Source organism: Sorangium sp. So ce1153 (genome assembly GCF_051521595.1).
Taxonomy (GTDB): Bacteria; Myxococcota_A; Polyangia; order Polyangiales; family Polyangiaceae; genus Sorangium.
Window position 1 is genome coordinate 10,123,329 of the sequence record NZ_CP150361.1, and the last position, 24,957, is coordinate 10,148,285.

At 73.2% G+C, this 24,957-nt stretch carries 22 protein-coding genes; 10 read left to right on the plus strand and 12 right to left on the minus strand.

Annotation, left to right across the window (positions count from 1 at the left end):
• Window positions 1–181 precede the first annotated feature (181 nt).
• Window positions 182–928: a metallophosphoesterase family protein gene (locus WME85_RS36535; RefSeq protein WP_437827703.1), complete on the minus strand. Its 747-nt coding sequence runs from the start codon at window positions 926–928 to the stop codon at window positions 182–184.
• On the minus strand, window positions 925–1,914 hold the full coding sequence (locus WME85_RS36540; protein WP_437827704.1) for a hypothetical protein: 990 nt from the start codon (window positions 1,912–1,914) through the stop codon (window positions 925–927). Before WME85_RS36540 ends, WME85_RS36535 begins: the two co-directional genes overlap by 4 nt.
• Window positions 1,915–1,943: 29 nt before the next feature.
• Here WME85_RS36540 and WME85_RS36545 point away from each other — a divergent pair, with 29 nt between their 5' ends.
• The 3 genes from WME85_RS36545 to WME85_RS36555 all read left to right on the plus strand — a co-directional run bounded on the left by WME85_RS36545 (window position 1,944) and on the right by WME85_RS36555 (window position 4,177).
• Window positions 1,944–2,138: a hypothetical protein gene (locus tag WME85_RS36545; protein WP_437827705.1), complete on the plus strand. Its 195-nt coding sequence runs from the start codon at window positions 1,944–1,946 to the stop codon at window positions 2,136–2,138.
• Entirely contained in the window at window positions 2,135–3,541 is a 1,407-nt protein-coding gene (locus WME85_RS36550) for an NAD-dependent succinate-semialdehyde dehydrogenase (protein WP_437827706.1), read from the plus strand. Before WME85_RS36545 ends, WME85_RS36550 begins: the two co-directional genes overlap by 4 nt.
• A gap of 282 nt (window positions 3,542–3,823) precedes the next feature.
• Window positions 3,824–4,177, plus strand: a complete 354-nt coding sequence (locus tag WME85_RS36555; protein WP_437827707.1) for a DUF1801 domain-containing protein — start codon at window positions 3,824–3,826, stop codon at window positions 4,175–4,177.
• Between the two features lie 43 nt (window positions 4,178–4,220).
• On the opposite strand, the gene WME85_RS36560 is transcribed toward WME85_RS36555, so the two are convergent.
• Together WME85_RS36560 and WME85_RS36565 are read right to left on the minus strand one after the other, a co-directional pair.
• Window positions 4,221–6,653 carry a substrate-binding domain-containing protein gene (locus tag WME85_RS36560; RefSeq protein WP_437827708.1) on the minus strand — a complete coding sequence of 811 codons (2,433 nt, stop codon included), beginning with the start codon at window positions 6,651–6,653 and terminating at the stop codon, window positions 4,221–4,223.
• 177 nt (window positions 6,654–6,830) lie between these two features.
• A complete protein-coding gene (locus WME85_RS36565; protein WP_437827709.1) occupies window positions 6,831–9,275 on the minus strand; it encodes a substrate-binding domain-containing protein in 2,445 nt (814 codons plus the stop codon).
• A 140-nt stretch (window positions 9,276–9,415) separates the two neighbouring features.
• Here WME85_RS36565 and WME85_RS36570 point away from each other — a divergent pair, with 140 nt between their 5' ends.
• The 4 genes from WME85_RS36570 (at window position 9,416) to WME85_RS36585 (ending at window position 13,450) form a co-directional block, all read left to right on the plus strand.
• Window positions 9,416–10,393, plus strand: a complete 978-nt coding sequence (locus WME85_RS36570; RefSeq protein WP_437827710.1) for a fumarylacetoacetate hydrolase family protein — start codon at window positions 9,416–9,418, stop codon at window positions 10,391–10,393.
• Entirely contained in the window at window positions 10,390–11,064 is a 675-nt protein-coding gene (gene maiA / locus WME85_RS36575) for a maleylacetoacetate isomerase (protein WP_437827711.1), read from the plus strand. The genes WME85_RS36570 and maiA overlap by 4 nt, the downstream gene beginning before the upstream one ends.
• A gap of 62 nt (window positions 11,065–11,126) precedes the next feature.
• Complete coding sequence (locus tag WME85_RS36580) at window positions 11,127–12,278, plus strand: 4-hydroxyphenylpyruvate dioxygenase family protein (RefSeq protein ID WP_437827712.1); 1,152 nt, start codon at window positions 11,127–11,129, stop codon at window positions 12,276–12,278.
• Window positions 12,278–13,450, plus strand: coding sequence for a homogentisate 1,2-dioxygenase (locus WME85_RS36585; protein WP_437827713.1), 1,173 nt, complete (start codon window positions 12,278–12,280; stop codon window positions 13,448–13,450). Before WME85_RS36580 ends, WME85_RS36585 begins: the two co-directional genes overlap by 1 nt.
• A gap of 17 nt (window positions 13,451–13,467) precedes the next feature.
• Here WME85_RS36585 and WME85_RS36590 read toward each other — a convergent pair whose 3' ends face one another.
• From WME85_RS36590 to WME85_RS36605, 4 genes are all read right to left on the minus strand, one after another.
• On the minus strand, window positions 13,468–14,004 hold the full coding sequence (locus WME85_RS36590; RefSeq protein ID WP_437827714.1) for a hypothetical protein: 537 nt from the start codon (window positions 14,002–14,004) through the stop codon (window positions 13,468–13,470).
• A 23-nt stretch (window positions 14,005–14,027) separates the two neighbouring features.
• Window positions 14,028–15,131, minus strand: coding sequence for a deoxyhypusine synthase family protein (locus WME85_RS36595; protein WP_437303689.1), 1,104 nt, complete (start codon window positions 15,129–15,131; stop codon window positions 14,028–14,030).
• Between the two features lie 68 nt (window positions 15,132–15,199).
• On the minus strand, window positions 15,200–18,511 hold the full coding sequence (locus WME85_RS36600; protein ID WP_437827715.1) for a hypothetical protein: 3,312 nt from the start codon (window positions 18,509–18,511) through the stop codon (window positions 15,200–15,202).
• 238 nt (window positions 18,512–18,749) lie between these two features.
• The gene (locus WME85_RS36605; protein ID WP_437827716.1) at window positions 18,750–19,817 is read right to left on the minus strand and encodes a DUF72 domain-containing protein; all 1,068 of its coding nucleotides are present in this window, start codon (window positions 19,815–19,817) and stop codon (window positions 18,750–18,752) included.
• Between the two features lie 624 nt (window positions 19,818–20,441).
• Between WME85_RS36605 and WME85_RS36610 the strand changes: the two genes are divergently transcribed.
• Together WME85_RS36610 and WME85_RS36615 are read left to right on the plus strand one after the other, a co-directional pair.
• Window positions 20,442–20,663, plus strand: a complete 222-nt coding sequence (locus tag WME85_RS36610) for a hypothetical protein (RefSeq protein ID WP_437827717.1) — start codon at window positions 20,442–20,444, stop codon at window positions 20,661–20,663.
• A 386-nt stretch (window positions 20,664–21,049) separates the two neighbouring features.
• Window positions 21,050–21,415 (plus strand): hypothetical protein, encoded by a 366-nt coding sequence (locus WME85_RS36615; RefSeq protein ID WP_437827718.1) that lies wholly within the window; start codon window positions 21,050–21,052, stop codon window positions 21,413–21,415.
• Window positions 21,416–21,881: 466 nt separating this feature from the next.
• Here WME85_RS36615 and WME85_RS36620 read toward each other — a convergent pair whose 3' ends face one another.
• The 3 genes from WME85_RS36620 to WME85_RS36630 form a co-directional block, all read right to left on the minus strand.
• On the minus strand, window positions 21,882–22,244 hold the full coding sequence (locus tag WME85_RS36620) for a hypothetical protein (RefSeq protein WP_437827719.1): 363 nt from the start codon (window positions 22,242–22,244) through the stop codon (window positions 21,882–21,884).
• Complete coding sequence (locus tag WME85_RS36625; RefSeq protein ID WP_436621828.1) at window positions 22,241–22,423, minus strand: hypothetical protein; 183 nt, start codon at window positions 22,421–22,423, stop codon at window positions 22,241–22,243. Before WME85_RS36625 ends, WME85_RS36620 begins: the two co-directional genes overlap by 4 nt.
• Before the next feature lie 108 nt (window positions 22,424–22,531).
• Window positions 22,532–22,930, minus strand: coding sequence for an RNA recognition motif domain-containing protein (locus WME85_RS36630; RefSeq protein ID WP_437303695.1), 399 nt, complete (start codon window positions 22,928–22,930; stop codon window positions 22,532–22,534).
• Window positions 22,931–23,673: 743 nt separating this feature from the next.
• Here WME85_RS36630 and WME85_RS36635 point away from each other — a divergent pair.
• Complete coding sequence (locus WME85_RS36635) at window positions 23,674–23,958, plus strand: cupin domain-containing protein (RefSeq protein ID WP_437827720.1); 285 nt, start codon at window positions 23,674–23,676, stop codon at window positions 23,956–23,958.
• On the opposite strand, the gene WME85_RS36640 is transcribed toward WME85_RS36635, so the two are convergent.
• Window positions 23,940–24,860, minus strand: a complete 921-nt coding sequence (locus tag WME85_RS36640; RefSeq protein WP_437827721.1) for an undecaprenyl-diphosphate phosphatase — start codon at window positions 24,858–24,860, stop codon at window positions 23,940–23,942. The genes WME85_RS36635 and WME85_RS36640 overlap by 19 nt on opposite strands.
• Window positions 24,861–24,957: the final 97 nt, after the last annotated feature.

Genomic DNA, 24,957 nt, shown 5'->3' on the forward strand with positions numbered 1-24,957 from the left:
GCGGAGCTCGCCCCGCACAGGAAACGGGTCCAGATCGACCTTTTCGCAACAGTACAGATGCGGAGCTCGCCCGCACAGGAGACGGGCCCAGATCGACGTTTTCGGCGCGGAGGCGCACTCCAGTGCGCTGAGCACCGAAAACGCCGAGATGGGCCCGTATCCGAAGCGGGCGAGCTCCGCATCACACCTCGACCAGGAGGAACGACCTCCCGGTGAGCTTCCTGAGCAGCGGCATCGCCACGTTGTAGACCGGAGTCCCCTTCGGCGTCCGCCCCTCGAGCGCACCGTGGTGCGCGTGGCCGTGAAAGACGACGTCCGCGCCGTACAGGTCGATCGGCGCGGCCAGCCGGCTCGTCCCAAGGAAAGGCCTTATCTCCACGTTCTCGCCCACCGTCGTGTCGAGCACCGGCGTGTAGTGCATGATCACGATCCGCTTGTCGCTGTCGAGCTGGGACAGCGCCGCCTCGAGCTTCAGCGCCTCGGTCACCGCCTCCTGGACAAAGGCCTTGAGCGGCCCCTCGCCGAACGCCTGCAGCGTCGCGCTCCCGAACCCGCCCATGAAGCCCTTCACGCCGGCGACCCCGATGTCGTCGCGCAGGACCAGGTGATCGCCGTCGAGCACCTCGACGCCCGCGTCGCCCAGGAGCCTCGAGATCTCCGCGCCCGCGCCGCGATCGAGGTCGTGGTTGCCGAGCACGGCCGCGCACGGCACCGACAGCCCGGAGAGCGCGTCCGCCAGCACCTTCGCCTCGTCGGGGTGGCCGCGATCGGTGAGATCGCCGCACAGCACGAGCACCTCGGCCTCCGCGTTCACCGCCCGCACGAACTCGCGCATCCTGCCGCCGTGCTCCGGACGGCAGTGCAGGTCCGACGCCGCCGCGACGCGGCGCTTGCCGTGATCGCCGCCCCCCGCGGCGCCGGCGCTCATGACCCCGCCTTGCGGAGCCGCGCCGCCTCGATCCCCGCCCCCGGACGCTCCGCGCCGCCCGGCTCCACCCCGCCGGGGCGCCGCCGCCCCGCCATCCGCCGGCGCTTCCGGCACAGCGACCCCCGCGCCGCCTCGGGCTCGGGCGCGGGCGCGGCGGGCGACGCCACGAGCCCGAGCTTCTCGTAATCGTGCGTGTACTGCCGCCGGCTGATCAGGTTCCCCCGGCAGACCCGGAGCGGCGCGTCGCCGGCCCGCGACTGCTCCAGCGTGCGACGGCAGAGCTCCTCGACGAGCCACGCCGGCACCCGGCTCCGCGCGCCGGGATAGACGAAGCGGTACAGCGTGAGGTGCGCGAGCAGCACCTCCCAGTGCGGGCCGAAGCGGCCGAGGAGCCGCTCCCAGTCCATCTCGTCGCCGCACGCGTAGATGAGGTGATTCACGTCCGCCCCGTCGTACCGCTCCCGCTCGTCGACGAACGCCTTGGTGAATATGATCTCCTCGACCGGCGCGATCAGACAGGAGTGCCCCAGGATCGTGGCCGGGCGCGCGTGCTCGAACCAGCCGCCGTCGACCACCGCCAGGCCGTTGCTCGACGAGAAGATGAGATCGATGAAGCGCTCGCCGGCGTGCGCCTTCCCGATCCACCGCGGATCGAGCAGATCCGTCTCGAAGCCGGCCCGCTCGAGCGCCCTGAACGCCGCCGGCACCTCCCGCTCCTCCAGCATCACGTCAAGGTCCTTCGTGTCCCGGAAGATGCCGGTGTACGCAAAGAAGGCATACGCGCCCGCCACCATGAACGGCACGCCGGCGCAGAGGAGCGACTCCATCGCCCTTACCCTCACCTCCAGCTCGCCCGCGCGGGACAGCAGGCCGGCGGCATCATCGACGACCGGAGGCGAGAGCGCCGTGCGCTCGGCGGCGCGCGCCGCCCGGGCCGAAGCCGCGCGCTCCGCGTCGCCCGCGGCAGGGGATCCGCTGCGCACCATCCCCCTCTGCGTAATGAACAGGACGTGCGATGACGACCCCCCTCCGCCCTCACGCGCCCGCTACCTGCGCGCCGAAATGGAAGATAGGCGGGCTCGTCGTCGCTGGCCATTGCAAGAAGAGCCGGGTCTGGACCAAGCTCGCCTGCCGGGATCGCTCGGCGCGCTCTGAGAAGGCAGGCGACGGGGCGCGGCCCCCGGCGCTCGAAGAGGAGGCATTTCCGTGAACACCGCCATCGCGACGATCAATCCGGCTACGGGAGAGACGCTCGAGACCTTCGAGCCCCTCTCGTCGGCGGCGCTGGAGCGGAAGGTGGCGCGCGCGCACGCCGCGTTCCGCAGCTTCCGGAAGACCCAGGTCACCGAGCGGGCCGAGAAGCTCCGCCGGGCCGCCGACATCCTGGAGGCCGAGAAGGAGCAGCTCGGGCGGCTGATGACGCTCGAGATGGGCAAGACCATCGGCTCCGCCATCGCCGAGGCCCAGAAGAGCGCGACCGCGTGCCGCTACTACGCCGACAACGCCGAGCGCCTGCTCGCCCCCGAGGAGGTCGCGACCGACGCCGACAGGAGCTACGTGGCGTTCCAGCCTCTCGGCCCGGTGCTCGCGATCATGCCGTGGAACTTCCCGTTCTGGCAGGTCTTCCGCTTCGCCGCCCCGGCGCTCCTCGCCGGGAACGTCGGCCTGCTCAAGCACGCCTCGAACGTCCCCCGCTGCGCGCTCGCGATCGAGGACATCCTCCGCCGGGCCGGCTTCCCGGAGGGCGTCTTCCAGGCGCTGCTGGTCGGTACCGACGTCGTTCCGCGCCTGCTCGCCGACCCGCGCATCGCGGCCGCGACGCTCACGGGCAGCGAGAACGCGGGGCGCAGCGTCGGCGCCCACGCGGGCAAGCACCTCAAGAAGGTGGTCCTGGAGCTCGGCGGCAGCGATCCGTTCATCGTCCTTCCGAGCGCCGACCTCAACGCGGCCGTGGGGACCGCGATCAAGGCGCGCATCATCAACAACGGCCAGTCCTGCATCGCGGCGAAGCGCTTCATCGTGCACGAGTCGATCGTGCCGGAGTTCGAGCAGCGCTTCGTCGCCGCCATGCGCCGGCTCCGTATCGGCGATCCCATGGACCCGTCGGTCGACGTCGGGCCGCTCGCCACGCCGCAGATCGCCGCGGAGCTCGAGGAGCAGGTGCGCGCGTCGGTGGCCGCGGGCGCGCTCCTCCTGACCGGAGGCAAGCGGCTGAAGGGGCCGGGCAACTACTTCCCGCCGACCGTGCTCACCGACGTGCGGAGCCCCTCCCCCGCGGCCGACGACGAGCTCTTCGGCCCGGTCGCCGCGGTCTTGCGCGTCACCGACATCGACGAGGCCATCCACATGGCGAACTCCACCCGCTTCGGCCTCGGGGCGAGCGTCTGGACGCGCGACGCGAAGGAGCGCGAGCGCCTCATCGACGAGATCGACGCCGGCCAGGTGTTCGTCAACGGGATGGTCGTCTCCGATCCGCGGCTGCCGTTCGGCGGGGTCAAGATGTCCGGCTACGGCCGCGAGCTCTCGTCGTACGGCCTGCGCGAGTTCGTGAACATCAAGACCGTCTGGATCGCCAAGGACGAACGGCCGAGGGGCCTGCCCGCGACGGAGTGACCCGTCCGCCATCGCCGGGCGCCTTTCCTGGCGCAGCGCGCGGCCAGCGCGGGTGAGGCGGCCTGTGGCGCTCCGGCTCGCCGGAGCGCGGGCAGCGGTACACATCACGCACATCGTCGACCTGAAGCGCCGACCTGAAGCGCCGACCTGAAGCGCCGACCTGAAGCGTCGACCTGCTCGAAGTGAAAGCGCCCGAACCAGAACGTCGCATTGCGATGCGCAGCTGGTTGCGTCCTCGTGGACGGCGACCTACCGTCATCGATTGTGTCGGACGATCCGGCCGTGGCCGCTCTGCTGAGCGAGTATCCTCCCGCAGCGCAGCAGCTGGCGTTGCGCGTGCGCAAGCTGCTCCTCCGCATCATCCCCGACGTGCACGAGCACGTCTATCCGGGCTGGCGGATCATCAGCTTCCGGATGGGCGACGGGCAAAAACACCAGGTCTGCTGGCTGGCTCCCCAGCGCTTCGGCGTGACCATCGGCTTCGAGCAGGGCGCCGAGCCGCCCGACCCGAAAGGCCTGCTCACCGGCAGCGCCAAGCAGGCCAGGAACGTCCATATCCGCTCGGCCAGGGACGTGGACGTCCCGAAGATCGCCGCTCTCGTCGCGGCCGCCATCGAGCTCCACCGCGATCGCTGATCGCGGCGTGGGGCGGTCGTGTACGGGCGCCGCCGCCCGGGGGTCAGCCGCGCTGGTACACGACCCGCCCGCCCGTCTTGCCGAGCGCGTACGAGAACCCGAGCTCCAGCGTGGAGCGGGTGACGATGCTGCCGAGCTCGAGCCCTTGCTCGACCATCAGCCGCGCCGCCTCGGGCGCGATCCCGACGAGCACCACCTCGGACCCGAGCAGCCCGGCGGCGCGCGCCGCCTGCGCGAGGTGGCTCGCCGCGCTCGCGTCGATGACCGCCATGCCGGTGACGTCGACGATCACGACGCGCGCCTGGTGCTCGGAGATCTCCTTCAACAGCGCCTCGATGAAGCGGCCGGAGCGCTGCGCGTCCAGCGCGCCGACGATCGGCATCACCAGGACGCCGGGCGCGATCGGCACCACCGGGCTCGACATCACGGCGATCGTGTCGAGGAGCGCCTCCTGGCGGCGGCTCAGCGCCTCCAGCTCCCGCGTGCGCTCCTTGATCCGCGAGAGCAGCCGCGCGTTCTCGATCACCACGGCGGCCACGGAGGCGACGCGCTCGAGCAGCGCGAGGTCGCCGGCGGTGCAGGCGTCCTCGCGCTCGCTGTGCAGGACGAGCGCCCCGAGGACCCCGGCCCGGGACCGCAGCGGCACGCACGCCAGCGTGCGCGTTCCGAGCTCACGGGCGTCGGCGACCTCGCGGAACGCCTCGCGCTCGCTCGAGTCGGGGTTGACGACGCGGGGGCAGGCCGAGCGCATGATCCAGCCGACCAGCGAGTCGCGCCCCACCCGGATCTGCCTCTCCTGGACCGGGTGCACGTTCTCGGCCATGCCGATGACCAGGATCCTGTGCCCGTGATCGGGCGACGGCTCGTCCGGACTGCGGCTCGCGATCTTCCTCGCAGAGCTCATCGCGAGGTAGTCCGCGAGGGCGATCGAGCGCTCCGTGCGCTCGAGGGTGACCACGTCGACGCCGGTGTCGACGCAGCGCGACGCCGGCATCTCCGAGAGGACCGCCTCGACCCCTCGCGCGATCGTCTCGCAGAGCACCTGCACGGCCTGGTACCCCATGTCGTGCTCGCGCTGGACGATGGCGGCGTGGATCACGCCGTCCCGGAGCATGGCGTACGTGGAGGCGACGAGATCGAAGGCGATGACCTTGAGGTCGCCGCCCCTGCCGAGCCGCTTCGCCGCGAGGCCGAAGCTCGGGCCGTTCTCGCTGCACACCCCGAAGGCGCCGGCGATGTCGGGGTTCGCCTCCAGGGTGGCGGCGGCGAGCCGGATGGCGCGCTCGACGTCGTACAGATCCTCGGTGGGCGGGTCGACGCGGAGCGACGCGCCGGCGACGCCAGCGTGGAAGCCCTCGAGGCGCAGGCGGCTGTTGAGCGCCGCCATGGAAGAGGTCTGGGTGGCGACCCGGCCGCCCTGCGGCAGCAGGCACGCCATCATCTCGCCCGCGATGCTGCCCGCCGCGGCGTTGTCGGTCCCGATGTAGAGCATCGCCCGGCTCCCCTTCGCGGGCGGCGAGTCGATCGCGACGACCGGGATCCCCGCCGCCGCCGCGCGCTGGATGGCCGGCTCGAGCGCTTCCGCGTCGATGGGCGCGACGGCGATCGCCTTCACCCCCTCCCGCACCGCCTCCTCGATGAGCGACGCCTGGGCGGCGGGGCCGCTGGTCCTGCCGGTCTTGAACTCCACGTGGACGCCGAGATCGCGCCCGGCCGCCAGCACGCCGTCGCGCACATTGTTCCAGTACCCGGTCATGGGCCGGCGCGGCGCCTCGTACACGCGGAGCGTGAGGTCCGCGTCCGCCGCGCGCGCCCCGTGGCCCGGGTCCTCCTGGATGACCAGATCGATCCTGGTCCACTGCGGGCCGAGCTGCACGCTGCGGATGCCGTCGCCGACCGTCCTGATGAGGGCGATCGGATCCACCGCCTCGGCGACGGCGCCGAGCACGTCCTCCAGCAACCGCAGCTCCCGCGCGGTCTGCGCCTTCTCATCGAACAGGCCGTGACGCTCGAGCACGAAGCCCGCGCGCTCGACGAGGCGGTCGAGGAGCGCGCGGCGCTCGTCCGAGAGCGGCGCGGCGTGGGCCGGCTGCTCCAGCGCGAGGTAGGCGCTCGGCGCGCCGTAGAGGTGCACGGGCGCGATGTACATGGAGGCGCCCTCGGGCAACCAGCCGGGCGCCCCGCCGACGGCGGGCAGGTGCGCTCGGTACCACGCGGCCGCGGGGACGACGCACGGGCCCCGCGCCGCCTCGGGCGCCGCGGCCGGCCCGATCGGGTCCGAGGCGCTGAGCGCCCCCGCATCGTGGAGCGCGCGCGCCCCGGCCGGAAGGACGCCGTCGAACCCTACCGCGGCGCCGTAGACGAGGCGCTGCCCCGCGCGCGTGAGCAGGCTGCCGCGCCTCGCGCCGGGCAGGAGGGCGACGGCCCCCTCGACGAGATGATGAAGTGTCGCGACGACATCCAGTCCGGAATCCATGCAGCTCCGCTCAGCCGGCCGTTTCGAGGACCGTAGCGCCAGCAGCTAGCAGGCGTGACTGCGGTTCCGCTGTCAAGGGATGCCATCAAACTACCGTCGTGACGGTGTCTGTTGCGTAGGTTGCGTAGGTTGCGGTTCCGTTGCGCCGGAGGTGGCGAGCGAGGCGCGCCGGTGGCTTCAGGTGCGATAGACGACCCGGCCGCCCGTCTTGCGGAGCGCGTAGGAGAACCCGAGCTCCAGCGTGGAGCGGGTGACGATGTCGCCCAGGTCGAGCCCCTGGTCGACCATCAGCCGCGCCGCCTCGGGCGCGATCCCGACGAGCACCACCTCGCTCCCGAGCAGCGCGGCGGCGCGCGCGGCCTGCGCGAGGTGGCTCGCCGCGCTGGCGTCGACGGCCGCCATCCCGGTGACGTCGATGATCACGACGCGCGCCTTCTGCTCGGCGATCTCCCGCAGCATCGACTCGATGAAGCGGCCGGAGCGCTGCGCGTCCAGCGCGCCGACGATCGGCATCACCAGGACGCCGCTCGCGATGGGCACCACCGGGCTCGACAGCTCGGCGATCGTGTCGAAGAGCGCCTCCTGGCGGCGGCTCAGCGCCTCGAGCTCCCGCGTGCGCTCCTTGAGCCGCGAGAGCAGCCGTGCGTTCTCGAGCACGATGGCGGCCACGCCGGCCACGCGCTCCAGCAGCGCCAGGTCGCTCGCCGAGCAGGCGTCGGCCCGCGCGCTGCTCAGGAGGAGGACCCCGACGACCGCGTCCCCGGAGATCAGCGGCACGCCCACCAGCGTGCGCGCGCCCTTCCTGCGGGCCTCGGCGACCTCGGGGAAGCGCTGGTGCTCGCTCGATCCGGCGTCGATGTCGATGACGAGCGAGCTGGACGAGCGGATCACCCGGCCCACCACGGACGCCTCCTCGACGGGCAGCTCCTCGTCGTCGCTGGGGCGCGCTCTCTCGGCGATCCCGATCACGAGGAGCTCGAGCGGGCGCTCGTGGGCCTCGCCGAGCCTGCGGTCCCCGAACCGGTGGGCGGAGCTCTGGGCGAGGTGGTCGGCCACCGAGATCGACCAGGGCGTGCGCTCGACGGTCACCACGTCGACGCCCGTGTCGATGACGCGCGACGCCGGCAGCTCCGCGAGGGCCGCCTCCGCGCCGCGCGTCGCGATGTCGTGGAGGACCTGCACGGCGCGGTACGCCATGTCGTGCTCGCGCTGGACGATGGCGGCGTGGATCACGCCGTCGCGGAGCATCGCGAGCGTCGACGTGATGAGATCGAAGGCGACGATCTTGAGGGCGCCGCCCCTGCCGAGCTCCATCGACGCGACGCCGAAGCTCGGGCCATTCTCGCTGCAGACCCCGAAGGCGCCGCCGATGTCGGGCCGCGACTCCAGCGAGACCCTGGCGAGATCGAGCGCGCGCGCCTGCTCGAAGTGGCTCTCCGAGGGGGGCTCCAGGCGGACCGATGTGCCGGCCACCGCCTCCCGGAACCCCTCGAGGCGCTCGTGGACGTTGCGCACCGTCGTGGAGACGCACTGGGCGGCGACCGCGCCGCCCTGCGGCAGGAGCCGCAGCATCAGCTCTCCCGCGAGCCGCCCGGCGGCCCGGTTGTCCGTGCCGATGTAGAGCGCCGCGCGCGTGCCTTCCACGGGCGGCGCGTCGATCGTGACGACCGGGATCCCCGCCTCCGCGGCGCGGCGGATGCTCGGCTCGAGCGCGGCCGAGTCGATGGGCGCGACGGCGATCCCCCGGACGCCCCGGCGGATCCCTTCCTCGATGAGCCTGTCCTGGGACATGGGGCCCTCGCCCCGCCCGAGCGCGAACTGCACCTCGGCCCTGAGGTCGCGCCCCGCGAGCATCGCGCCCTCGTGCACGTTGTTCCAGTACGACGTCAGGGGCCGGCGGGGCGCCCGGTGGATCCGCGCCGTCCGCCGCCGAACAGGCCGCGCCGCGTCCGGCGCGCGCGGCCCGCCCCGCGCGTCGTCGAGGAGGGCCAGGTCGATGGCGGCCCACTGCGGGCCCGTCTGCGCGCTCCTGATCCCGTCCGCGAGCGTCTCGATGAGCCCGACGACGTCGACCGACTCGGCGACGGCGCTCAGCACCTCCTCGAGCAGGCGGATCTCCTGCGCCACCTGCGCCTTCTCGTCGAACAGGCCACGCCGCGCGAGCGCGGCGCCGACGCGCTCCACGACGGAATCCAGGAGCGCGCGAGAGGCGCCCGGGAGCGGCGTGGCGTCCGGCTGCTCGAGGGCGAGGTAGGCGCCCGGCGCGCCGAACATGGGCACCGGCACGACGAGCATGGTGGCGCCCTCGGGAGGCCAGCCGGGCCGCTCCGCGAGCTCGGGCAGGTGCGCCCGGTACCACGCGGCCGCGGGGACGAGGCACGGGCCGCGCGCCGCCTCGGGCGCCGCGGCCGGGCCGAACGGCGCCGACGCGCTCAAGCGCCCGCCGTCCGAAGGCATGCGCGCCCCGCCCGGCAGGATGTCGTCGAGCCCGACGGTCGCCCTGTACACGAGCCGCCGTCCGGCGCGCACCAGCAGGCTGCCGCGCTGCGCGCCGGGGAGGCTGGCCATGGCGCGCTGCACCAGCTGGTGGAGCGTGGAGAAGATATCGAGTCCGGTATTCATACAGATCCGTTCAGCCGGTCACCGGTCGATCGTCGTGCACGGTGCGAGAATGCACCGACGCTAGCAGGCGTGAGTGGCCTCGTGCTTGTCAAGCGCAGGCGATGAGACCACCGTAACGCCCACGAGGAGCTCGCACCCGCATGAAGCTCGCCTCCCTCCGCGGCCCCGGCCGCGACGGCACGCTCATCGTCGTCCGCCGGGACGGACTCGCCTACGCGCCCGCCGGGGCGGCGTTCCCCACGCTCCAGGCCGCGCTCGACGACTGGGGGCGCGCCGAGCCGGCGCTGCGCCGCATCGCCGACGACATCGAGCGCGGCGGCGCGGCGGTGGCGCCGCTCGCCGTGGAAGAGCTCGCCGCGCCCCTGCCCCGCGCGTACGAGTGGATCGACGGCTCCGCGTACATCCATCACATCGTGCTCGTGCGCAAGGCGCGCGGCGCGGAGCCGCCCGAGACGCTCGCGACCGATCCGCTGGTGTATCAGGGCGGCTCCGGCGTCCTCCTCGGCCCGACCGACGACATCGTCCTGGACGATGAGACCTGGGGCCTCGATTTCGAGGCCGAGGTCTGCGCCGTCCTCGGCGACACGCCGCAGGGCGCGCGCCGCGACGAAGCCCACCGGTACATCCGCCTGTTCCTGCTGGCCAACGACGTGACGCTGCGCAACCTCGTGCCCGCCGAGCTCGCGAAGGGCTTCGGGTTCTTCTGCTCGAAGCCTGCCACGGCGTTCTCGCCTTTCGCGATCACGCCGGACGAGCTCGGCGACGCGTTCCGCGACGGGCGCGTCCACCTGCGGCTCCGCTCGACCTACAATAGCGAGCTCATCGGCGATCCGGAGGCCGGCCCGGAGATGCACTTCTCGTTCTTCGACCTCATCGCGCACATCGCGAGGACCCGCAGCTTCACGGCCGGGACCCTCCTCGGCAGCGGCACCGTCTCCAACCAGGACCCGGCGCGCGGCGTGTCGTGCCTGGCCGAGAAGCGCATGCTCGAGGTCCTCGCGCACGGCGCGGCCAGGACGCCTTTCATGAAACCAGGAGACACGATCATGATCGAGATGCTGAATCGCGCGGGCGAGAGCCTCTTCGGGCGCATCGCGCAGCGGGTGATGGCCAGATGAGCGCCGCGATCCGGGGACTCACGCTCTACGGTTACTGGCGCAGCTCGTGCAGCTGGCGCGTGCGCATCGCCCTCGCTTACAAGGGGATCGAGCACGCATACCGCCCGGTGAACCTCGTGCGGGACGGCGGCGAGCAGCTCCGCGACGACTACCGGGCCAAGAACCCGATGGCGCAGGTGCCAACGCTCGAGTTCGAGCAGGACGGCGCCGTCCGGCGCGTGTCCCAGTCGGTGGCGATCATCGAGCTGCTCGAGGAGCTGTTCCCGGCGCCGCCGCTCCTGCCCGCGGATCCTTACCTGCGCGCCAAGGCGCGGCAGCTCGTCGAGATGATCAACTCCGGCACGCAGCCGATGCAGAACACGGCCACGCTCAAGTACGTGCAGGGCGAGCTCGGCGGCGACGAGAAGGCGTTCGCCCGGCGCTTCATCGCGTCGGGCCTGGCCGCCTTCCAGGCGGCGGCGAGCGAGCTCTCCGGGCGGTTCTGCGTCGGGGACCAGGTCACGGTGGCGGACCTGTTCCTCGTGCCCCAGCTTTACAATGCGCGACGGCACGGGGTCGACATCGCGCCGCTCTCGGCCCTCACGCGGATCGAGGCGGCGTGCATGGCGCTGCCCGCCTTCCAGGCCGCCCACGCCGATCGCCAGGCCGACGCGGTCCCGGTCAGCGCGTAGCTCGCGCTTGCGTGGAACTTGCGTGAAGCCGCGGGGAGCCAGCCCCGCGACGGAGGAACCCGATGGCCAAGGTGGAGTCGATAGGCATCAAGCGGGTGGAGGCGCTGCACTACTACGTGCGCGACCTCGAGCGGAGTCGCAGGTTCTACACGGAGAAGCTCGACTTCCAGGAGACCGCCGCGAGCTCGCCGGAGCTCACCGCGGCGGCGGCGCAGCGGTCGGTCGTCTTCCAGGCCGGCGAGTGCGCCATCGTCTGCTCGCAGCCGCTCGGTGAGGGCGGGCGGGCGTGGCGCTACCTGCGCAAGCACCCCGACGGGGTGGGCACGGTGGTCTTCGAGGTCGAGGACATCGACCGCGCCTTCCGGCTGCTCGACGGCCGCGGGGGCACGCCGATCGACGAGATCCACCGGGTGACGGACGGGGGCGGCACCTTCGCCTCGTTCTCGATCACGACGCCGTTCGGGGACACCACCTTTCGCTTCGTGGAGCGGCGCGGCTACCGCGCGCTGTTCCCCGGCTGCGTGGCCCACGACGCGCCGCGCGGCGGCCAGAACCGCTTCGGGATCGCCCGGTTCGATCACATCACCTCGAACTTCCAGACCATGGCGCCCGCCCTGCTCTGGATGGAGCACGTGCTCGGCCTCGAGCCGTTCTGGAAGATCGCGTTTCACACGAACGACGTCGCGAAGGACGCCGGCCACGGCTCGGGCCTGCGCTCGGCCGTGATGTGGGACCCGGGCTCGGGCGTGAAGTTCGCGAACAACGAGCCTTATCGGCCGCACTTCAAGAGCTCTCAGATCAACGTCTTCAACGAGGAGCACCGCGGCGACGGGGTGCAGCACGTGGCGCTCGCCGTGCAGGACATCCTCACGGCCGTGCGCGGCCTGCGCGAGCGCGGCGTGGAGTTCATGCCGACCCCGGGCGCCTACTACGACATGCTGCCGGAGCGCGTACGCCAGCTCGGCATCGGCGAGCTCGACGAGGACGTGGCCACGCTGCGGGACCTCGAGGTGCTCGTCGACGGCGACGGCGCGCGGTCCTACCTCCTCCAGATCTTCCTCAAGGAGTCGGCCGGCACGCACCGCGATCCCGACGCAGGGCCGTTCTTCTTCGAGCTCATCCAGCGCAAGGGGGACCGCGGCTTCGGCGCCGGCAACTTCCGGGCGCTGTTCGAGAGCATCGAGCGGCAGCAGAAGGCCGAGGGGCACGGCTGATGCTCGATCGCGTCGTCGTCGGGGCCGTCCCGCGCAAGCACCACATCGCCCTGCGCGGCGAGGCGGGGGAGCTCCGCTACGAGGAGTGCCTGACGCGCCAGGGCTTCGACGGCCCCTACACGATCGCCTACCACGAGCGCCGGCCGCACGAGCACCGGGTCGCGCGGGCCGAGCACGGCTTCGCGCTGCCGGTCGCCGCGCCGCCGCGCCCGCTCGCGAAGCGGCACTACCGGTCGCAGGACCTGCCGCCGCGGGGTGGGCCCGCGCCCGCGCCCGCGATCGACTGCCGCGTGCCGCTGCTCTTCAACGACGACGTGGTGATCGGCGTCGCCCAGCCGGACGCCGCCGATCCGGTGTACTTCGCGAACGCGGACGCCGACGAGCTGTTCTTCGTCTTCCAGGGCGGCGGTGTCCTGCGCACGATGCTCGGCGATCTCCGCTTCGAGCAGGACGACTACGTCGTCGTCCCGAAGGGGCTCTTCTACCGGTTCATCCCCGACCCGGCGCCCCAGCGGTGGCTCTCGATCGAGGCCGCGGACCTCCACCTCCCGCGCCAGTGGCGCAACGAGGTCGGCCAGCTGCGGATGGACGCGCCGTACTCCCACCGCGACTTCCGGCGGCCCACGTTCGTCGGCCCGCTCGACGAGGGCATCCGCGCGCTCGTCGTGAAGCGCGGCGGCGCCTTCCACGGCTTCACCTGCGAGCGCTCGCCGCTCGACGTCGTCGGCTGGGACGGGACGGTGTACCCGTTCGCGTTCCCGATCCTGAGCTTCCAGCCGCGCGTCGGCCTCGTCCACCTGCCGCCGGATTGGCACGGCACGTTCGCGGCGCGCGGCGCCCTCGTCTGCAGCTTCGTCCCGCGCCCGGTCGACTTCCACCCCGAGGCGGTCCCCTGCCCCTACCCCCACTCGTCCGTCGACTGCGACGAGTTCCTCTTCTACTGCCGCGGCAACTTCACCTCGCGCCGCGGCGTCGGCCCCGGCAGCGTCTCGCACCACCCGGCCGGCGTCCCGCACGGGCCGCACCCCGGCGCGTACGAGGCGAGCCTCGGGGCCCGCGAGACGAGCGAGCTCGCCGTCATGCTCGACACCACCCGCCCGCTCGCGGCCACCCCGGCCGCGCTCGCGGTGGAGGACCCGGGCTACCAGGACAGCTTCATCGCCGGCGCCTGACCGACGCGGTCAGGCGATCACTTCATCTGCAAGCAGTCGAGCGTACACTCGTTGAAGCGGCTCGACTCCACCGGGTCGATCCCGAACAGCCCATCGCAGGACGTGTCGAGGATGCAGCCCGCGTTGCACGCGGTCGGCCCGATGCACATGTCGGGGTTGTCCTCGAAGACGATCCCCTGCCCGCACGCCATGAAGACTTCGTTGGCGTGCTGGCAGGGGGTGCGGAGCACGAAGACGCGGCACTGGCGGAGGCTCCGCTCCTGGTCCTCGCAGCCGTCGAAGGCGAAATTGTCGTCCTTGCACTCGGCCTCTTCCCCGATGCAGGTCAGGAGCTCGTCGAAGGCGCCCGCCGGGCAGCTCGCCGCCTCGGCGTCCTTCCGCGCGATCTCCGTCTTGTCCACGCACTCGAGGTACCTCGCCTCGCTGCAGCCGGTGCAGTCGCACAGGGCGTCGCAGGTGCGCTCCTCCGGCGAGGGGCAGCCGGCGGACACGAGCGCGCCGCCGGCGACGGCCAGGGAGAGGAGCACCTCCAGAATGCGCGGCGGGTGGGGCATGGCGACCTCGCTGATCGGCTCCGCTACCTGGGCATCTTGCCGAGCCGCTCGAGCAGCGCGCGCACGAGCAGCGGCCACGCGACCGTGGCGTCGGCGTACACCTCGGAGAAGCGGCCGCCCTCGTGCGGCGGGACGAACTTCCCCCAGCTCACGCCCTCGGAGTAGGTGCAGCCGGAGAGGCCGCCCCAGTGCACGGGCTCGGGGCAGATGCGGACGCCGTACTGGAACCGCGGGTGCTCGACCTCGATGTCGAGGCGGTCGCCGACGATATCGTAGAACGGCGCGACCTGCTGGGCCCAGTTGCGCGGCACGCCGCCGCCGATGGTGAAGATGCCGATGCGCTTCTTCGTGCGGACCAGGCGCGCGTAGCTCAGGAGGTCGAGGAACGGGTTGTACGACGGCGGCACGGCCTCGCGCCACACGTCGAAGCCCGGCTTGTCGCCGTGCTGCGCCTTCACCTTGCGCAGCATCCACGTCGCCACGTCGAGGCCCATCTCGCTGTCGGTGAAGGCCGGCACGTAGACGGGCACGTTGCGCAGGTACGCGCTCCGGAGCACGCCGGGCGAGTCGCCCATCTCGGCCAGCGCCTTGCCGAGCTGGCGGCAGATGATCTCGCTCGACCACGGCGAGCTGGTGTCCAGCTTGTCGAGCTCCTGCCGGACGAAGACCTCGATGGCGTTGAGGTTCTTCTCCATCTCGAGCGTGTCGTAGACGCGGTTGTACCCCTTGTCGAAGTACGTCTCGTCGGAGATGGTCGGGTTCGCCTTGTAGTGGGTCAGGCCGACCGCCTCGCTCAACCCGTGCGCCATGAGCGCGCCGGTGCTGATGATGCAGTCGATCATGCCCGCCTCGATCATCCGGACGATGACGACGCCCATCTTGGCGACCGTCATCGCGCCGGAGAAGGTCGCCACGACGAGGCAGTCCTCGTCGCGCACCATCGTCTCGAGCACGTCGCACGCCTCGCCGAGCGCGCGGCCGCTGAACGCGGTCCGGCTCATCGCGCGGAGCAGGTCGTCGAACGACCCGATCTTCAGCGGGTCGAGCGCCTCGAGCGGGACGAGCTTGTCTTCGACTCCATCGCCCAGGTGGCGGTGCGAGGAGCGCGGATGCTTCGGAGAGGACATGGCGCGCGAACATATAGCCGCGGGGGGGGTGGGGCGTCGAGCACGAAGCTCCGCACGCAGGAGCGGGTTCACGGTCGGACGGGCAGGGAGCACGCGAGTCGGCGCGCTCCTCCTCCTCCTGCTGCCCGCGCGCGATCGCGCGCCGTTCCTCCGGGCCTGCCAGCGGCTTCGCCGATCCCACGCTCGCCGCCTTCGGCCCGCCGGGCCGCGAGATCGGCGCGCACGAACGCGATCGGGGCCGCGCCGGGATGGGCTTCTCCGCGCCGATCGCGATCGAGCAGCGCGGCGATCTTCGCCACGCAGCCGTCACGCCCCGACACACGAACGTCATAGACCGCCGCGCTCACGGGCGCGCCGCGGCCGTCGACGATCGCGAAGGCGCTCGCGCGGCCCAGCAGGAAGCGCGCGCCGGGCGGGCGCGCAGCGCACGCGGGCAGGCGGGTGAGCTCGGTGCGGACATTCGGGGCGAGCTCCCAGCCGTCGAGCGGCAGCAGCGGCGGCGCCGTCGCGAGCGCGCCCGGCGGGATCCGCTGCACCGGCGCCTCCCGCGCGCCGCGCTGCGCGCGGGCTCCCGGCGCGGCGCCCGGCGCGCGCGCTCCCGGCGCGGGCGGGATCGGCACGGTGCGCGCGAGCGCCAGGTCGCGGAAGCCGAGCAGCAGCGGGACGCCGGCGCTCGTCGGCTGCCCGAGCGCGCGCGCGCCGCCGCCCGCCAGCGCGGCGATCGCCCGCGGGGCCTCGCCGGAGGACCAGACGACGAGCGACGCGTCGCGGAGCCACGCGATGGGCCCGTCCGGCGCCTCGCTGAAGGCGATCTCCGCCTCGGGCATCAGCTCCTGCGGCACCTCGGCGACCTCGGCGCCGCGGCCGGCGCTCGCCCTGACCAGCAGGTCGCGGCCCGCGGCGCGCACCGCGAAGACGACCCGATCGCCGGACGCCGCGAACCGCGCGAGGGTCGCGTCCCGGCCGACGCCCTCGGGCGCGGGGCCCGTCCACGAGCGGACCCGCGCCCCGAGCTCCGTGGGGTCGAGCCAGCGCAGCGTCCACGTCACGCGCGCCGCCGCGTCGGCGCCGCGCTGGCCGGCGCTCCTCGGCGCGACGTCGGGCGCGCGCGCGTCGAGCGCGGCGACGGTCGAGAGCATGCCCCAGCGCCGGTCGCTCGCCGACGAGACGTGGCGCTGGCCCTCCGGCCCGGACCGCGCGTCGCCCGCCAGCAGCGCGAGCGCCTCCTGCGCGCTGGCCGGCGGCGGCAACCCCGGCGGCCCGGGCGGCGGCCCGGGTTGCGCCGTGCACGCGAGCGCGCGCTCCGGGAGCGCCGGCGGCGGCCGGCCCGGCAGGAGCGGCGCGGCCCCGAGCGCCGGCCCGGCGGCGGGCCCCGAGGCCGCGGGCAACGCCGGCCCCCAGCCGACGCGGAGGTGGGCGTCGATCTTGAAGCCGACGTCGTTGACGGCCAGCACCCCGGGCTCGGCGAGCTGGTCGACGAGCCCGGCGATCGCGTCCGCGGCGCGGGCCGGGACCTCGACCGGCGCCCAGGAGCGGCCGGCGTCGGCCGACGCGAGCACCTGCCCGTCCCCGACCGCGACGCCGTGGCCGGCGTGGATCAGGGCGTGCGCGGCGCCGGCCAGGTGAGCCCGCGACGCCTGCCCGCCGGGGGGCGCGACGACGGCGGTGAGCTCGCCGGCCTCGTCGGCCACCACGAACGACAGCGCGCCGTCGGGCCCCTCCTCGATGGGGCTGATCACGTGGACGTCGCCGCCTGCCTCGCGGAGCCAGCCGAGCGGGACCAGAGGCTGCTCCCTGCCGCGGGCGTCGATCACCGCCACGTGGGCGCCGGACGCGTCGCCGTCGTCGCCGGCGGCGCCACCGCCGCGCGGCGCGGGCTCCTCGCGCGGCGCGACGTCGCTGTCCCACAGGCCGCGCACGATCGCGATGCGGCCATCGGCGAGCGGGCCGGCGCCGCGCCAGTGGATGTCGGTGCCCGGGCGGACGGTGATCCACCGCCCGCTCGGCTGGCGCACGCACGCGCTGCCCTCCTCGTCCGCGTCGCACGGCGCGAGCAGCATGGCGCCGCCGCTCGGCGACACGCGGAGCTCCGCCTCGCCGCTCCGCACGACGACCGGCGCCTCCTCGCCGAGGCGGCCGCCGTCGAGCGGGATCTGGAGCACGCCGAACGGGTCGTGGACGTCGCGCCGCGCCGGCGCCTCCTCGCCGAGCGCGCACGCCACCCACGCCGAGCGCCCGGCGCGGCCGGCGCCGCAGGCGCTCACCCAGCTGCCGTGGCCGAAGCGGGCGAGCTCCAGGAGCGCGCCGGAGCCGAGGTCCACGCGGGCGAGGAGGCCGTGGCTCGCCGCGATCGCGGCGCCGGCCACGCCTGCTGAGCGCGCGCCGCTCGCGATCGCCGCCTCCAGCGGGTGCCGCCCGGTCGCGTCAATCCACGTGAGCAGCGGCGCGCCCGCGCCCGGCGCGCGCTCAGCGGGTGTGGGCGGCGCGGCCGGCGCCGGCGGCAGGGGCGCGAGCCGCGCCTCGGCGACGCGGATGAGCGCCTCGCGCTGCCCGTCCGGCAGCGCCGCGCCCGGCGCGGAGGCGAGCAGGTCGTCGCCGCGCAGGCGCAGGCCGGAGAGGCCGAGCAGGGCGGCGGGGTCGGCCTGCTGGCCGTCGGCGCCCGGCGGCGGGGCGACCGGGCGCCACGACGCGCCGCCGTCGACCGTGACCGCGAGCCCTGCCGCCTCGAAGAGCCCGGCCCCCTGCTGGAGGTCCCGGAACGCGATCGCGCGCAGCGGCAGGGCGGGCAAGCCCGGCAGCGCGCGCGGCAGGCCCGTCTCGACGTCGAGGAAGGCCGGGAGGTCGGAGGCGGCGTCCCAGACCGCGACGACCGCAGGCCCGCCGCCGATGCGCAGGAGCTCGGTCTCGGACCGGGCGAGGAGCGCCGGCGCGCCGAGCGGATCATCGAACCGGTACACGCCGTGGACCCCGCGCCCGACGAGCCTCGCGCCGGCGGCGGACGGCACGAGGGCGAGCTCGAGCAGCGGCTCGGGGCAGGGCGCCGTCTCGGGCCGCACGGCGCCGTCGCTCGCGACGAGGACGCGCCTCCCGCCGAGCAGCGCGATCGTGCCGCCGGGGACGCGGGGGCCGATCGCTGTCACGCCGCTCGCGTCGACCCAGCGGGCGCGCAGGGGCTCAGGCGAAGGCGGTGAGGGCGCGCCGGCGGGCGCGCGGCCCTCCGCCGGCGCGGATCGGGGCGGCGCGCCGCCGCAGCGGGCGAGCGCGAGCGCTGCCAGGAGCACGGCGGCGCGCTGCTGCGATCCACGCCGGCGGGGAGCCGCCGCGGGCCGGCGCGACGGCGCTGCGAGGCGGGGAGCGCCCGCCGCTCGGGACTGCGTCATCGCGACGGAGCCTACCGCGGATCAGGGCCCGCCGCGTTGGCGGGCGGCGCGCGAGCGCCGACGCCCGCCAACGCGGCTCTGCCGTCTGTCCGGAGACAGAGCTCCCCTGAAGATCGGAGAGGTCATCGCTGTACCTGCCTTATCTCGCGGTCTGATGGCGATTTCCGACCACCCCTGCAATCACTCCGGATTCGCCGGAATGAGGGCGTCCACGGACGCATCGGGGCGAGGCCTTGGCTCAGTGAACGGCCGAGGCCGGCGGATCCTCGCACTCCAGATCGGCGGCCCGGCGGCGGGCGAGGAGCGTCACGAGCCCCTTGGCCCCGAGCACGGCGTAGTTGGACACGCAGTTGTTGAAGATCGTGTGGACCCTCTCGGCCTCGCCGGAGAGCCGCTCGACGGTCTCCGCCCACGGGTCGAGCTCCGCGGGATCGTAAACGTACCTGAACTTCTCGTTGACGCTGACAGAGGCGTCCCAGGTCTCCGCGCGCCGGCCGTGGAAGCGCACGACCGCGAGGCGCGGATCCGCGACGAGCGCGGTGGGAGGCATGCTGTTCTCCTTGCCCTGCGGCTCGTCGACGATGACGTAGGAGGCGCCGATGTCTCGCAGGAAGTCCGCGACGCGCTCGATCCGGTCGGGCTCGCCCCACGAGCCGTGACGGAGCTCGACGGCGAGCGGCACCCCCTCCATGCGCTCGCGGCACTCCTCGATGACCCTGACGTTCCCGCGCGTCGCCGTGAACCACGGAGGGAACTGGAAGAGCACGTACCCGAGCTTGCGCGCCGCGCGCAGCGGCTCGACCGCCTGCCGGAAGCGCTCCCAGAGCACGTCTCTGGCCTCGGCCGGCAGGTCGCCCGGGTAGAGACGCCGCCGATCGAGGAGCGCCGCCGGCAGGGCGCGCTGGAGGTCCGTGGGGAGGCGGGCGGGCTCCACCGGATGCTGGGTGAGCGGCGCGAACGCCTTCATGTTGAACACGAAGTCAGGCGCCGTCCGCCTGACCCACTGCTCCACCATCGCCGGGCCGGGGAGCGCGTAATAGCTCGAGTTCACCTCGACCACCGGGAACTGGGACGCATAGAACCTGAGCCGCTGCTCCGGGCTCGACGCGCCCTTCGGGTAGAAGCGCTGGCTCTTCACCAGGGTGGGATCGGTCCACCCGGCGGTCCCGGCGAGGACATTGTCGAGGCGGGCGGGCACAGGCGCGCACGCCGCGAGCGCGGTGGCGCGCGCGAGCCGCTCCTCGTGCTTGTGTGGAGTCTCCTCCGAGGGCGACCGCGGCGGGTCGCGCAGGGCTGCTTCGTGCATATCGAGAGCACCATAAGGCCGTTCTCCGGCGACGGAAGCGCTGTCCAGACATGCTGCGTCAGATCATCAACACATCTCGTGCAGCGCCGCTCTATTCCCCCACGCGTCCCCCACGCGCGACCGCTCACGCTCGCTCGCCGCGCGCGACACATTCCGTTGAACATCGGATATTTCTCACATGCTCCGGGGTCGCTCCGGGCGACACGGGCGGTCGCTGGGCCCCTGTCTCTGGCTCGCGTTTGGCTCGCATTCGCAGCGGGGCAGCGATGGAGCGCGCCGCGCGCCTGGCAGACAAACCGCCCGCGCGGGGGCACGGCCGCCGTCGAGCCGGAGCGCCCCCGCGCCGTGCCGCGGTCGCTGCGGCGGCGCGTCCCGCGGTTGCCGCTGGCGGCGCGCCGGAGCCGGCGGCCGGCTCAGGTCGCCACGCCGGGGGCGGTCGTGGGCGGCGCTCCGCGCCTGCCGGCGCCTGGCGTGCGCGCTTCGGTCCCCCCTCGGCCGGGACTTGGCCTATGCTGCCTCGCTGCCCGGATCGAAGGGCATTCCGTGCCGCCCCACCTCGCCGCGCCTCGAGGCGCGGTGCTCGTCGAAGCGGAAGCGCGCAGCACGTCGAAAGGGCACAGGTCGATGCAGAAGAAGAAGACTCTCTTGGAGAAGGTCGCGGCGGCGAAGCAGGAGATCGCCGATGCGGAGAGCAACCTCGAGCAGGCGCTCGGGGCGATACAGGTCGCGCCGCGCGCGGACAAGATGGCGGTCAGCGAGGTCGTCCAGGAGGCGTTCACCAAGCTGCGGGCCGCGAGGACGAACCTCATCGAGCTGGAGGGGATCGTCCTGGCCGACGACGACTGAGCCGCGCGGGAGCGGAGAGAAAGCGCGGCAGCGCCGGCCTCGCTGCAACGCGCGCTCGGCGCTGGAGGGCGCAGATCGCCCCTCGCGCTCGTGCGCTCCTCTCCTCAGGAAGCGCGCCTCCGCACAGCCGCGCTCGCGACCGCCGGCCATGCGGCGCGACCGCCTGTGATTGGCTGTCCCCGGCTGATGTCATACCGACGCAGGCGCTCTTCCGTTACACCCGCTCGTCACGGATCGACGCCATCCTGGAGTGGCCAGATTGTGCATGCGCCGGTCCATCGACTGCGCTATACTGAATAAGGGCAGGGGCTTGGTGCATTCCTGCGTGACCGAGGTGGTAGATGTATTCAGCGAATCGTCGCAGGAATATCGAGCGGGAGGAGCGCATGCTCCAACGCGGGAAGCGGGAACAGGCGGCTGGCAAGCTCCTGCAGAAGGTCCCGGAGCTGACGAGCTTGAACCTGGAGATCCGCGAGACCCGGTCCAACGGGCTGGCGAACGACACGCAGTACATCCGTCGTGTCGTCGTCGAGCACGCGCATGCGCTGTTCGAGATGCCGTGCTCGTACTCTTCCTGCGACAACGGCGGCTACGACGTGACGCGGGAGATCCTGAACGCCCTCGCCTCGCGCACGGCGCGGTTCGAGGGTGAATGCGCCTGCCGGGGGAGCTGTGGCAGCGAGTTCTGCTCCAGGGTCCTCCGTTACGTCGCCACGGCCACGTACCGGACGAACGCCGAGGTAGGGGCCTAGGGCGGCGAGCGCGCATCGTCCGAGGCGTGCCTCGGACGATGCGGCGCGCTGGTCTCACGTCGCGAGCAGCTCGGGCGCCGGGGGCGAACGAGATCACCTGCAACAAGCTGAATCACCGCGACACCTCGATCGGGCTCGACCGACAGCTCGCTGAATCACCGCGACGCCTCGGTCAGGCTCGGCCGACAGCTCGCTGAATCACCGCGACGCCTCGGTCAGGCTCGACCGACAGCTCGCTGAATCACCGCGACGCCTCGGTCAGGCTCGGCCGACAGCTCGCTGAATCACCGCGACGCCTCGGTCAGGCTCGGCCGACGGCGCGAGGCGGGCGCCGGGCGGCGATTCCTCCGCCGCAGCGCGAGCATGGCCGCGGCACAGGCCCGGGGCGCTCGCTCTGCCGCGCTGCGAACGCTGGCGACGCTGTACAGGACCCGTTCCGGGTCGCTGCACGGACGTGGCTAGGGGATCAGGGCGTCTCGGGCTCGATGTGCCTGCGCCACTCGTTCCGTGCGCTGGCGTAGGCGGTCCGGGCCGCGAGCTCGCGCTCCACGCCGGTGATGGCGGGCATCTTCCGGTGGAGCATCTCGCCGGGGAGGGCGATTTCTACCTGGGTTCGCGCTTCGCGCAGCGTGCCGGGCCATCCGCCGGCGGCGGGGCGGCCTTCTCGGTGAAGGTCCTGACGCCACCGCCTGGCCCACGCCTGGCCCAGCGTGGTCGCGCTCTGCTCGATGAACCGCTGTCGCGCGGTCGTCTGCGCCGAGCTGTCCTGATCGGCTGCTGGCCCGGACGGGGCGCTCTCGGCGCCCTGGCTCGGCGCTTCGCGTTTCACTCGACGACCGGAGGCTGAGGCCCCGGGACGATCCCCGCGATGTCCGGATCCTCTCCCGGTGAGCCGTTGTCGCCGGGGCCCTTTTCCCTGCGGCGCGCGACGCGGTTCGCGTCCTTCTCGCGCTGCTTCTCCTGCCGGGCGCGTTCCTTCTGCCGCTTCAATGCTCCCTGCTTCTGCATGCGGAACCAGGCCTTTCGGCGCCGTCGGGCGCGTTCTTCAGCGCCCTGTGGCGCGTTCTGACAGCGCGGGCGCGGCGGCGCACGAACGCCGCCGCGCCGCGCCGGTGATCAGTACCGGTCGCCGCCGCCGCGACCGCCGCGGCCACCACCGCCGCCGCCGTAGCCGCCGCGGCCACCGCCGCCGCCGCCGCCGTAGCCACCGCCACCACCGCCGCCGAAGCCACCACCACCGCCGCCGCCGCCGAAGCCGCCGCGCGCCGGGCGCTCCTGCGCCTCGTTGACCTTGAGCGCGCGGCCGTCGAGGACCGAGCCGTTCAGCTGCGCGATGGCGCTGTTCGCGGCCTGGGCCGAGCCCATGGTCACGAACGCGAAGCCGCGCGGCTGCCCGGTCTCACGGTCGGTCGGCATCGCGATCTCACGAACCTCGCCGGCCGCGGCGAACGCGGACTCGAGGGTCTCGCGGGTGGTGCTGAACGAAAGGTTTCCAACGTAGAGACGATTTCCCATGCCAACCTGCTCTTTTTTTACGGCTTTCTGTTGCGCCATGAGGCGCTCTCGGCCTGCCATCCGACGAAGCCGTAGCGGATCGAACGGAGACGTGCCGCGCGGAACTCCCGCGCGGTCACACGGTGCGTCGTCCAGTCGTCCGAGCGAGCTGCAGTCTCCCTCGTGAGAGAGGGAAGAGGGAAAGCGTCGTGTCGAGGGCCAGGGACGTTCGTGAGGATGAGCATCCTAGCCCGACGTGACGTTTTCCGCAAGCGGGCCGTTCCGTCTTCGTCCGTCCTTCGGCGCAGAGGCTCGCGGAGGCTGTTGTCGAGCACGTCAAGCACGCGAAGTCGCCGACGACCTCGTGAGCGCCATCGCATCGTCCCGGGCGATCCGAGCTGTATCTGGGGCTGAATCCGAGCTGATCAGCGGAAAACAGGGAGGCAGCTGCGGCCGCGCGGCGGGTACGGTGCGCGACAGCTCGCCGAGCCTGGGTGCGTCGCGCAGAGCGCAAGGCTGGCGGGCGCGGTGCGCGCCGCTCGCGTCGGCGTCGTTGCGCGCCGCTCGCGTCGGCGTCATTGCGCGCCGCTCGCGTCGGCGTGACGAGGACGCTGCCTCTCCCATCGCGCGAGAACGCCGTCTCCGCCCCGGCGCTCGCGGCGACGGCGCGGCGAGCGGGCAGAGCGCCAGCTCGTTTGCGCGCGGCCATGCCGCGCCGGAGCCGGCGTGGACGATGTCCCGCGTCTCGGGCAAGATGAGTGGGTATGGACAGGGCGGCTCGTGATGAGGTGTTGGAGCGCTGGCGCGCGCGCGGCTTCCACGGCGGGCTGTGGACCGATCCGCCCGGCCGCGTGTGGAAGGACTATGTTCACGACGACGACGAGCTGTTGATGGTCCTCGAAGGCGAGCTCGAGCTGGAGCTCGCCGGAAAGAGGCTCGTGCCCCGCGTCGGCGAGGAGATCGAGATCCGGGCTGGCGTGGTACACACCGTGCGCAACCGCGGGGCGACGACGGCCCGGTGGCTGTACGCCTACGGGCGACTCGGCTGATCGCCCGCGCTCGCGCTGGCGCCCGCCGCGGCGACGTCGCCGTGCGGCCCGGGCTGGGCCGCGGCGGCGCCGGCCTCGGCGGGGGCGGAGCGACTCGCGAGCCAGAGCCAGAGGACGAGGGCGCCGAGCGCGATGCGGTACCAGCCGAACGGCGCCAGGCCGTAGCGCTTGAGGTAGCGCAGGAAGACGGCGATCACGAGGAGGGCGACCGCGAACGAGACGGCGAGGCCGACGGCGAGGGCCGTGGCGCCGCCGGGCGCGTCGAGGAGGGCGCGGCCGTTCTTGGCGAGGTCGAAGACCGTCGCGGCGCCGAGCGTCGGAATGGCGAGGAGGAACGAGAACTCGGCGGCGGCGGCGGTGCTGAGGCCCGAGAGCTGGCCGCCGACGATGGTGGTCATCGAGCGCGACGCCCCTGGCCAGAGCGCGAAGCACTGGGCGAAGCCGATCGCGAGGGCGCGCTGGAGCGTGACGTCCTCGACGCGCGGCGCGCCCTGGTCCGGCCGGCGCCGGCGCGCGGACTCGACGCCGATCATCAGGAAGCCGCCGGCGATGAGGGCGACCGCGACAGGGCCTGGCCCGAAGAGGTACGCCTTGATGGCCTTGTGGAAGAGCAGGCCGACCAGCGCCGCGGGGAGGAAGCCGATCGCGATCGCGAGCGCGAGGCGGAGGCTGTCCGGGTCGCGCCGGAGGATGCCGCGCACGGTGACGGCGAGGCGCTCGCGGAAATAGACGACCACGGCGAGGACCGCGCCGAGCTGGATCACGATATCGAGCGTCTTCGCCGCCTCGCTCTCGTGGCCGAGCCACGCGCCGAGCAGGATGAGGTGACCGGTGGACGAAACGGGGAGGAACTCGGTCAGGCCCTCGAGGACCCCGAGCAGGACGGCGTCGAACCAGAACATTGCGCGGAGTCTATCCGCACACGGGCCGCGGGGGATCGAGAGCGCGCACGGGATCAACCGTCGTGGCGGGGCGGCGGCGCGGCGGGGGCGGAGAGGC